Annotated in this window: 7 protein-coding genes; 5 read left to right on the top strand and 2 right to left on the bottom strand. The window is 47.2% G+C overall.

What is annotated here, in order from left to right; genetic code table 11:
• Positions 1 to 586 precede the first annotated feature (586 nt).
• A complete protein-coding gene (locus tag NEPTK9_RS07985; protein ID WP_228547089.1) occupies positions 587 to 4,171 on the bottom strand; it encodes a proline dehydrogenase family protein in 3,585 nt (1,194 codons plus the stop codon).
• A gap of 83 nt (positions 4,172 to 4,254) precedes the next feature.
• Here NEPTK9_RS07985 and NEPTK9_RS07980 point away from each other — a divergent pair, with 83 nt between their 5' ends.
• The 4 genes from NEPTK9_RS07980 (at position 4,255) to NEPTK9_RS07965 (ending at position 8,056) form a co-directional block, all read left to right on the top strand.
• Positions 4,255 to 5,460, top strand: a complete 1,206-nt coding sequence (locus NEPTK9_RS07980) for an exo-beta-N-acetylmuramidase NamZ family protein (protein WP_194848308.1) — start codon at positions 4,255 to 4,257, stop codon at positions 5,458 to 5,460.
• A 94-nt stretch (positions 5,461 to 5,554) separates the two neighbouring features.
• On the top strand, positions 5,555 to 5,842 hold the full coding sequence (locus NEPTK9_RS07975) for a co-chaperone GroES (protein WP_194848307.1): 288 nt from the start codon (positions 5,555 to 5,557) through the stop codon (positions 5,840 to 5,842).
• A 10-nt stretch (positions 5,843 to 5,852) separates the two neighbouring features.
• Positions 5,853 to 7,538, top strand: coding sequence for a chaperonin GroEL (gene groL / locus NEPTK9_RS07970; protein ID WP_194848306.1), 1,686 nt, complete (start codon positions 5,853 to 5,855; stop codon positions 7,536 to 7,538).
• Between the two features lie 263 nt (positions 7,539 to 7,801).
• Positions 7,802 to 8,056: a hypothetical protein gene (locus tag NEPTK9_RS07965; protein ID WP_194848305.1), complete on the top strand. Its 255-nt coding sequence runs from the start codon at positions 7,802 to 7,804 to the stop codon at positions 8,054 to 8,056.
• A 375-nt stretch (positions 8,057 to 8,431) separates the two neighbouring features.
• Here the strand turns inward: NEPTK9_RS07965 and NEPTK9_RS07960 are convergent, their stop codons facing one another.
• Entirely contained in the window at positions 8,432 to 8,989 is a 558-nt protein-coding gene (locus tag NEPTK9_RS07960) for a 50S ribosomal protein L11 methyltransferase (protein WP_194848304.1), read from the bottom strand.
• 252 nt (positions 8,990 to 9,241) lie between these two features.
• On the opposite strand from NEPTK9_RS07960, the gene NEPTK9_RS07955 reads away from it, so the two are divergent.
• Complete coding sequence (locus NEPTK9_RS07955; RefSeq protein ID WP_194848303.1) at positions 9,242 to 10,330, top strand: protein kinase family protein; 1,089 nt, start codon at positions 9,242 to 9,244, stop codon at positions 10,328 to 10,330.
• Positions 10,331 to 10,405 lie beyond the last annotated feature (75 nt).

The following is a 10,405-nucleotide window of genomic DNA, read 5'->3' as shown; positions in this document are numbered from 1 at the left end:
AAGGTTGTGGAGAACAAGGATCGTTTTAGTTAACCGGTGCCTTTGAGGCACCCCTGTCTGCCAGTCCCTTTTTGGTTAAATGGGGGTAAAGCTTACCGGCAGCCCTTGGGGCTGCTCCTCACCGTTAAGCTCCTCGCTCTGCGAGGATGTCCTAACTACTTATTATCATTCAAATGATGATAAAACGTAGAAAAATTATACGTATAAAATGAGTTTAAGTGCTTCTAAGAAAGCGATTTGATGATTTTTAAATATGAAAATATTTGGCATGGTTCAAAATAGGGTAACAATTTTTGGTCTTATGAAAGATGCGTCGGGGGCAGCGGGGGGCTTGCCCCCGACGTATCTTTCTCCTAAATACTCCCGATTAACTACATAAGGTGGAAAGGCCTCCATATTTCGGGAAGTGTTACCTCAGCATGCTGTATTTTGAACCATGCCAAATATTTGTGAGAGACAAACAAAAAAACATTTTTAACTGAGGCAGCCAAAAGGCTCTCAGGGTCTTTTCATTTTTGCTACCTACGATGCCAAAAATGGTCCAAAAATGGCAACTATAGTTGCAATTTTCATAAACTTCTTATAATTAGTTGATTGGATTTCTCAGCTCTCCTTCGCGGAGGCCCAGGTTGCCGTACCGGTGGTAAGAGACTGAGAGGGAAAGCTCCCGGAGGTAATGGAGGAGCTCGACCCGTCCATTGGCAAGGACGGGGGCATGGTCGATGTAGGAGGCGGTCTGGGCGGCTGCTTCCTTAAGAGCCTGGGAGGGCTCTCCAAGCATCCGGATCCGCTTGGCACCTCCACTTTCGACCCGCTTGATGAAGGTTGCCTCATCTTCTTCGGTAATATTAAAGATGGGAAGAAGCACGCCCCAATTGGCATGGACAACCTTGTCGTCCTGGCTCTTTTCCCAGCTGATGTCGAGGCGGGTTTCGGTGGTGAGCGCAGCGGCAAAGACGCGGAGATAGTCGAGCGGGTTGTCTTCGGGAGTGATCCGGAAGGTGAGTTTTTTGTGGGGGCGGTAACGGAGGAAATTGTCTTCGCCGACCACTTTGGAACGGTCCTTTCCTCGCTTAAACTGTTGCCAAAAGAAGGCGTAACTCGAGACGCTGGCATACCAGATTCCGAGGTCTTCCGCGGAAAGATCAAATTTTTCGAGGAAACGGGTGAGGTTGTTGACCCACTCACCAATAGGGAACTTTTCTTTCGGAACGCCGATCTGCTTGGCATGCATAAACTGGGTGAGGTAGTTGGGTCCTCCTGTTTTAGAGCCGCGGCAAAAGCAACTGTTTTTGGTCCCTCCAAAGGGTTGACGGCGGACGATCGCTCCAGTAATGCTCCGGTTGATGTAGCAGTTCCCAGCGATGATGAGGCGCTGCCACTTTTTAAGCTCTCGCTTGTCGAGAGAATGGATCCCAGCGGTGAGTCCGTAAGGGGTCGAGTTGGCAATATGGATCGCTTGCTCGAGGTTTTCAGCACGGATGAGCCCCAAGACAGGGCCAAAAAGTTCGGTTTTTTGGGTAAAGCTTCCCCTTTGCACGCCGAGCTTAATCCCTGGTGTCCAAAGGTGGGGATTTTGGGGGTCGACCTTGGGCTCTAAAAGCCACGACTCACCCGGCTCCAATGTTTTAATCCCTTGCTCGAGCGGTCCGGTGGGAGGATGGATCAGCGGTGTCATTTTACTTTTTAGATCCCAAGGGGAGCCCACCTTTAAACTGGCAGCCGCGTCGCGGAGCTGTTTTAAAAAGTGGGGATCGTCGTAGACCTCTTTTTCTAAGATCGCAAGAGAAGCGGCGCTACACTTTTGCCCATTATGGCCGAAGGCTGATTGAACCAGCTCTTTAATGGCAAGGTCGCGGTCGGAAAGGGTGGTGACGATGAGGGCGTTTTTCCCTCCGGTTTCGGCAGAAAGATCGATCCCGGGGCGCATTTTCATAAAGAGTTTTCCAGTGGCAGTCGCGCCAGTGAGAATCACAGCATTGACCCGCTCATCTTGGATGAGTTTTGAGCCGACTGGATCGTCATCACAGTTGATAAACTGGAGCACTTTTTTTGGAATCCCCGCTTCCCACAGGGTTTTGACAAGCTCCCAACCGGTTAAAACGGTTTCGTGGGGAGGCTTAAAAAGGACGCAGTTGCCAGTGACGAGAGCAGCAAAGATCCCTCCTGCAGGGATGGCTTTGGGAAAGTTCCAGGGAGAGGCAACGAGGATGGTCCCTTTAGGGCTCCACTCTAAATCTTTATGAGCGGCAAATTGATGCATTGAGCGGAGATAATATTCAGCAAAGTCGATCGCCTCGGAAAGCTCGATATCGGCTTCGATAAAGGCTTTGCCCGCATCGCCGAGCATCGAGCCGATCTGATCGCCGCGGGTTTCTCTGAGTTTTTGGGCCGCTTTAGATAAAAGGGCGCACCGCTCCTCAATCGAAGTATGGGCCCAGTTGTTCTCCTCTTGTTTAGCACAGGCTAAAGCGCGGTCGATCTCTTTCCAGCTTGCTTTTGTATAGGTATAGTAGGAGCGATCGGGATAGGAGGGGTCAATCCCCATTCCCGTTTCAGAGGTCATGACCTCTTCCCCTGCGATCACAAGGGGAATCGGATCGATTTGTTTTTCTTTCCACCGGTTGACAATCTCTTTAGCCCACCGTTGATTTTGGGGAAGGGAGAAGTCGGTATCCGCCTCATTTTCAAAGGGGGCGTTAATATCGAGATGGGTCGGCGCTTCGAGTCGGTTTTGTTTCCGTCTGGGCTCCATGGTGGTGGTGTCGATCAGGTTGCACCCATCGGAGAAAAGGGCGACTTGCTTTTCCCACTCTTTGGTTCCGGCGCGGAGGCCAAAACTATGGGCGAGGAAATTTTCGGCGCCGGTGTTTTCATCGAGGCGGCGAATCAAGTAGGCAATCGCACTTTGGAAATCTTTCCGCGTCGAAACGGCGCAGTACAGGAGCATATCGCCGGTAAGAGCTTGAACCACCCGCCGCATATGGTCGGCCATCCCTTCGAGCATCTCAAAGGAGATCTCTTTTTCGACCCGATTTTCCAAACGGAGAAGCATCGCAAAAGCAATATCGAAAATGTTGTGGGAGGCAATGCCAATGTGAACCGCCTCTGCGTGGGAACGCTCGCAGGCGTAAACGACCATCCGTTTATAGTTCGCGTCGGTCTCAACCTTCGATGTGTAAGGGGTTTGCGCCCACCCTTTGAGCGACGCTTCATGCTGCTCCATTGCCATGTTCGCTCCCTTCACGATCCGAATCTTGATCGGGGCGCCCCCATTTTTCACCCGCTCCATCGCCCATTCGGTGAGCTCTTTTTGGATCGGATGACTATCGGGGAGGTAGGCTTGCAATACAATGCCGGCAGAGTGGGATTTAAACTCCGGTTCACTGAGAACCTTCATAAAAAGATTTTTGGTCAGGTGAAGATCGCGGTACTCTTCCATGTCAAGATTGACAAACTTACCTTTGGCAGCCCGATACAGTTCCCGGAGTCTTTCCGCTAAATCTTCCAAGGTTTTCTCAGGAGCCACCAGGTTAATCTGCGAGTAAATCGTTGAGACTTTGATCGAAACGTAGTCGATGTGGGGGTGTTTGAGGTCTTCGAGGTAGACGCCCAGGCGACGCACCGCCTCCTCCTCTCCAAGAATCGCCTCTCCCAAATGGTTTAAGTTGAGACGGATCCCCTCTTCTTTGCGTTTCTTGATGTGGCGGGCTAAGGGGCCAGTCTCCCCTGGAATGATCACCGAAGAGGTCTCTTTCCTTAGCGACCAAATCGCAATGGGAACCAGAATATTGGCAAACTTAGCCCCTAAAACCTTAAAGAGATAAAGCTGCAGCCGTTTAATAGGAGAGAGGAACTTTGGAATGCCATAGAGATTGAGAAGGTAGATCATCTGGTCGGCGATCCGCTCATAATTTTTCGAGCGGAAACACTGGTCGGTCATTGCGGTAAGAAAGACTTTTCCAACCGGATCACTCATCATCCGGTGGAGCTCGCCATACCGCCTTTTTTCCTCTTTTGTGAGCCTTCGATTGGATTCGGTGAGGATCAAGGCAGCCAGCTGAACGGCCTTTTCTTTCCGCTCTTCAAGGGTGAGGGGAGCGCCCATGATAGAGACAAGGAGCTCTTTTGCTGCGAGCATCTCTTTTGTTTCACTTTGTTTATCAGTCATTTAGCCCTAACCCACATCTAGTTACACAACCCCGTAACTGTTCTTGTACACGAAAAAGGTGTTTTCCTCTAACATAATTTCTTATGTGGCGACTCATTTTTTTCACCCTCTGTTTCCCCCTTTTTGCCGCCGTTGATCTCGGCGTCGATCTCTTCTTTAAGGACGGGCATGACAAACCGCTGAAAACAAAACGGATTGGTCTTGTCAGTAACCACACCGGCGTCAACAAAACGCTCACCCCCACCGTTACTCTTTTGCAACAAAAAGGGATGAAGGTCGTTGCCCTTTTCAGCCCCGAGCATGGGTGGTCAGGAAGTGCCCATGCAGGAAAGAAGACCCAAGATGGAAAAGTCGGAGCTCTAAAGCTCTATAGCTTGCATGGAAAAACCCGCCGCCCGACAAGCGAAATGCTCCAAGGGATCGATGTTTTAATCTATGACATTCAAGACATTGGGGTCCGTTCCTATACCTATGCGACGACCCTCTTTTATGTGATGGAAGAGGCGGCCAAGCGGAAAATTCCAGTGGTGGTCTTTGATCGCCCTAACCCGATTAATGGGTTGATCGTTGATGGGGGAATGCTAGGGGAAAAGTGGCGCTCCTTTATTGGCTATGTTAATGTTCCTTATTGCCATGGGATGACGATTGGAGAGCTTGCCACATTCTTTAATGGAGAGTATAAGATTGGGTGCCAACTCAAAGTCATTCCAATGAAGGGGTGGAGGCGGACGATGACCTTTAAAGAGACGGGGCTTACTTGGATCCCCACCAGTCCCCATATTCCCGAGCCCGATACTCCTCTTTTCTATGCATCGACCGGCATTTTAGGAGAGCTCAACATGGTGAACATTGGGATTGGGTACACCCTCCCTTTTAAGGTTGTGGGGGCTCCCTGGATCGATGCCGAAGTGTTTGCTAAGAAGCTCAATAGCCAAAAACTTCCCGGCGTCCGTTTCTTTCCTTTTCACTACCGCCCTTTTTATGGCTCCTTTAAAGGGAAAGAGTGTCATGGGGTCCTCATCCGCCCCACCAACATGAGGCGTTACCGCCCCTTAAGTGTCCAATATCTTTTAATGGGAATTCTCAAAAGTCTCTACCCTAAGCAAACGAAGGGGTATCTCGAAAAAGTGAACGGCAATAAAAAGCGCCTTTTTTGCTTGGCCAATGGGAACGATGAGATCTTTCGGATGATGCTCTACGAGCGGTATGCCGCGTGGAAGATGATCGCTCATGAGCAAAGCGAGCGGGAACAGTTTAAGAAAGTCCGGATAAAATATCTCCTCTATTAGCAATCGCTTCCTTTTTGTGCTAAATCTGTTTGACAAAAACCATTGTGGTCCCTATGATGGGGATAAAAAAACAACCCAATGGGAGAAAGTCACCATGTCAGAAAAAAAGTTTAAGCCATTAGGAAATCGAGTTCTTGTTAAGCGGTCTGAAGCGGTCGAAAGCAAAGGGGGCATTTTGCTTCCCGACTCGGCACAGGAGAAGCAAAAGCAGGGAGAAGTCCTTGCTGTCGGCCCCGGCAAGATGAAAGAGGGAAAGCTCGAAGAGATGGAACTAAAGGTGGGTGACAAGATTTTATTCAGCGCCTTTGCAGGAACCGAAGTGAAGGGAGAAGAAGAACTTCTCATTATGTCTGAAGATGATGTTTTAGCAGTTGTAGAATAAGGAGAAGACCATGGCGAAAATGTTACAATTTAATGAAACGGCCTTGAAGTCGATCCTTAAAGGGGTCAGACTTCTTGCTAAAGCGGTGATCGTGACATTGGGTCCTAAGGGGCGCAATGTGGTCATCAACAAAGGATTTGGCTCCCCTCTTTCAACAAAGGATGGGGTCACTGTTGCCAAAGAAATTTCTCTCAAAGATAAGTTCGAGAACATCGGCGCACAGCTTGTGAAAGAGGCCTCTTCGAAAACTTCTGATGTTGCAGGGGATGGGACGACAACTGCGATTGTTCTTGGAGAAGCGATCTTTAAAGAAGGGGTGAAAAACGTCATTGCAGGTGCCAACCCGATGAGCGTCAAGCGAGGCATTGACAAGGCGGTTCAAAGTATGATCGAAGCGCTCGATAAACTTGCCACTCCCGTTCAAAACCACGAAGAGATCAAGCAAATCGCCACCATTTCTTCCAACAACGACCCCGAAATTGGAGAAATGATCGCAGAGGCGATGGAAAAGGTGGGCAAAGATGGAACGATTACCATTGCTGATGCCAAAGGGATTGAAACGGTCCTTGATGTTGTTGAGGGAATGCAGTTTGACAAAGGGTATCTCTCTCCTTACTTCGTCACCAACGCAGAAAAGATGACAGCCGAGCTTTCCAATGCGCAGATCCTCATCGCCGACAAAAAACTTTCAAGCGCAAAAGAGCTCATCCCTATTTTAGAAAAGGTGATGGAGCAAGGGCAAAGACCCCTTCTCCTCATTGCTGAAGATATCGATGGAGAGGCGCTGACCACTCTTGTCATAAATAAGCTAAAAGGGGGGATGCCCCTCTGCGCCGTTAAAGCACCTGCCTTTGGCGATCGACGAAAAGCGACCCTTCAAGACATCGCGATCCTCACTGGAGCTACCGTTGTTTCCGAAGAGGCGGGACTTAACCTCGAAGAGGTAGGGCTTGATGTTTTAGGAACTGCCAAGACGATTAAAATTGGCAAGGAAGAGACCACCATTATCGGAGGAAGTGGAAACCCTCAAGAGGTGCAAAAGCGAGCGGCCCAGATCCGGAAAGAGATGGAAGAGACCACCTCTGACTACGACCGCGGAAACCTTGAAGAGCGCCTCGCAAAACTTGCAGGTGGTGTCGCTGTCATTAACGTGGGCGCTGCAACCGAAACCGAAATGAAAGAGAAAAAGATGCGTGTCGAAGATGCCCTTCATGCAACCCGCGCAGCGGTCATCGATGGAATTGTTCCGGGAGGAGGGGTGGCCCTTCTTCGCGCTGTCAAAGCGCTCGATAGCCTCAAGCTGAAGGGAGAAGAAAGGATCGGTGTTGACATTGTCCGCCGCGCCGCTTTTGCCCCAGCAACAGCCATCGCAACCAACTGCGGTAAAGAAGGGAACATGGTTGCCGAAAAGGTCTTCGAAGCTGAAGGTTCTATGGGCTACAACGGCCTGACTGACACCTTTGAAGATCTCCTGAAGGCGGGAGTTCTCGATCCTGTCCTCGTGACGAAAAGTGCGCTGAAACATGCTGCATCGATCGCAAGTCTCCTCATCACCATTGCGTGCATGATCACCGACAAGCCCGAGCCAAAGAGCGACGCTCCCGAAGGGGGCGGCATGCCTGGAGGCATGGGTGGTATGGGAGGAATGCCCGGAATGGGCGGCATGGGCGGTATGCCTGGCATGGGAATGATGTAACCCAAAGCCCCCTTCTTAGAACCCCGGAGTTCTAAGAAGGGGGCTTTTTTTACCCTTGGACGTGAGAAAACCCAGTCTGGGATGAATCACGCCCCTTGCGTTTAATTTTTTAATTTACTAGGTTCTGTTGAGAAATTTAGGGCTAAGGGATTCAGAGGAGGTTTTCTTGAAACTTGCGATAAATTTCTCAGCAGAACCTAGCCCATGGGAAGATTGGTTTGGGTAAAAACCCCTAGAAGTACAGGAGTTATCACGAGGTAGGAATGTCTGCATCTGTAGAGTTAAAAAAAATAAGTGTTAGTGCAAACCTTGAGTTTATAGACGATAAGAAAGATGCTCAAGAAGCTTTAAGAAATCTTTTTTGGACTGTTTACCCTGGTTTGAAAGAAGGAGAAGTTCATTTGCATAAGAGACACCTTTTTCATGTGTGCTTTATTACAACTAAAGGGGGTAAACAGGATCATTTTAGTCAGATTAAACGTGCTTTTACCAGTATTGTAATGAAAAAAAATTTCTAATATTTGTTTTCAACCGGAAGAGATCATATGCTATACCATTAAAGATGAGAATGGAGGATATTTAAAGGGAAGAAGTCCTGGGGATTCTCCGATTATCATGGTTCCTAAGAATAAAGAGGAATTCAGGGATTTAAACAGACAACTTGCAGAAAAGCTAGCCGAATTTAACAAGATTTTAGGAGAAAACTATGAGTTGGAGGATGATTTGCAACCTACTTGCTATGTGCCTCATGTTACAATTGTGCATAGGGATGTTCTGAATCAACTAGCAAAAGCCTCAGTGGTCTCTTTAAAGAGTTTGAAAAGCGAGATGATTATGAAAATGAGTGGCCAGCTGCCTAACCAACCAATAACCTTGAAGAAGCATCGGTACGTTTACTCATAGCTTATCGCAAATGCCTTCCACCCTTCGAGTGTTTTTGAAGCGGTAATTGTTCCATAATGAGTCGGCGCGGCTTCATCCTCAAGGTATCCCGACACGATCAAAGTATAACTGCCAAGAGAAGGAAGCGCATCCCAAGCGATCCTTTGTTCTGACGAAATCATATTCATCAAGATCAACGGTGAGGGAGGGACCAGCTCAATCTTTGTATCGAAGATGCACTCAAGTTCATTTAGCTTAGCATTTTTTTGGGAGTGTTCAATGGCTGCAGGGTCGATGTCGATTCCCAGGACCGAAGGAGCTCCCAACGTTTTTGCCGCAAGGGAAAGGACCCCACTCCCACACCCCACATCGATCACCGGAGCGGTGATTTCTTTAGGCATCAGCGAGAGCATCAGCCGCGTTGTGGGGTGGGAGAGATCACCAAACCCCGCCCCAGGAGCGAGCCTGAAGGAGTGGTTGGAACCTCCATAATTCTTAAGGGCAACAGACACAAATCCCTCTTTAAAACCGGGAGCATGGAGCTCCCACTGTTTATTCCAATCGATCATTGTAATATAAATAACTTTTTTTGTTTTATTAAATAATAAGGAGTTTCTGTTGTAAAAAAGTCTAATGATTTGGAAAACAATGGTTTAAGTCAAAATGGTTTGTGAAAATTTTTTTCCGCAAGACGCTTAAGGTAAATTAGTTAAGAGGTTTTCGGGAATTGCTGTCCAATAAGTGTTTTTAGTGACTTATTTTCATTTTTTTAATACAATTGTTGCTGTAAATGGCTAGAAGTTAAAATTTTTGGGGGGAAAATGTCTTCAATAGCAACAACGAGTATAAATCAACAAAGCAAATCTTCTACAAGCGATGCTCTTTCATTTATTAAAAAGCATCGAAAAAATAAACCTTTTCCTTTTATGCGGTCTAGTTTAGGTTCAACGGGCTTAACTTTTATTTCTAGACAAATTGAATTCAAGTATGTCCTTAAGTGGCAAAAGCTATATTATACCCAGTGTGAACATTTTTGCACAAATTTTTATAAACGAGCTTTTTCCCATCTTTCAATCCCTAAAGTTGACATGATATCTGGTGAGAAAGAGGAAAAAGCTATTCGACAGTTCTTTCAAGAGGAAAGTGTTTCAAAGACACAACACCTTCTTTGCATGGAATTCAAAAGGGGAAGTAATTTGGCAGATTTCGTACAATATGGAAATTTTTTTCAGCTTCCTCAAGAGGGCATTAAATCTTTGTTTACTCAGTTTGGGGAAATTGCTGGGTATGATCTTATTATAGCAAATTGTGATCGCTTCCTTCCCGCAGGTTTTAGGGGGAAGATACAATCTTCTTATGAGATTAATGCGGGTAATATTATGATTGAGGTCAAAAATCTCAATCTCAAAGATATAGAAGTTCATGTGATTGATAATGCTCCTCACTTTGTATCGTTTTTTCGGTTCGATGAAAGGGAAAAAAAGCAAAGCGGAGAAAGTAATAGTGACATAGGCCTTTCTCTGCTTGGAATGAACAGCGACGTCAGCTATTCTTCTAGTGATGATGACCAGATAGAGACTACTTCGAAGGTGAATCTAGCTGAAGAAAGAGGAAAAGACTTTGACTATTTTATTAGAGGAGACATAGAGGTCCTGAAACTGATGGCTGAGCAGATTATTACTGGATTTAATAATGAGTTTAATAGAATGAAAGTTGATAAAGAAAAGTGGCAGAGTTTTTTTGAGAGAAATTCCCAACAGATGCGTCAAAAGTTGGTCGGTGGACTGAAGAAAGCACAGCTAAGCATTAAGGCTGTTAATATGCATGAAGTTAGGACATCCTCGCAGAGCGAGGAGCTTAACGGTGAGGAGCAGCCCCAAGGGCTGCCGGTAAGCTTTACCCCCATTTAACCAAAAAGGGACTGGCAGACAGGGGTGCCTCAAAGGCACCGGTTAACTAAAACGATCCTTGTTCTCCACAACCTT

Source organism: Candidatus Neptunochlamydia vexilliferae (genome assembly GCF_015356785.1).
GTDB lineage: Bacteria > Chlamydiota > Chlamydiia > Chlamydiales > Simkaniaceae > Neptunichlamydia > Neptunichlamydia vexilliferae.
Note: the sequence above shows the minus strand (reverse complement) of the source record. Positions and strands in the feature narration are given on the sequence as shown.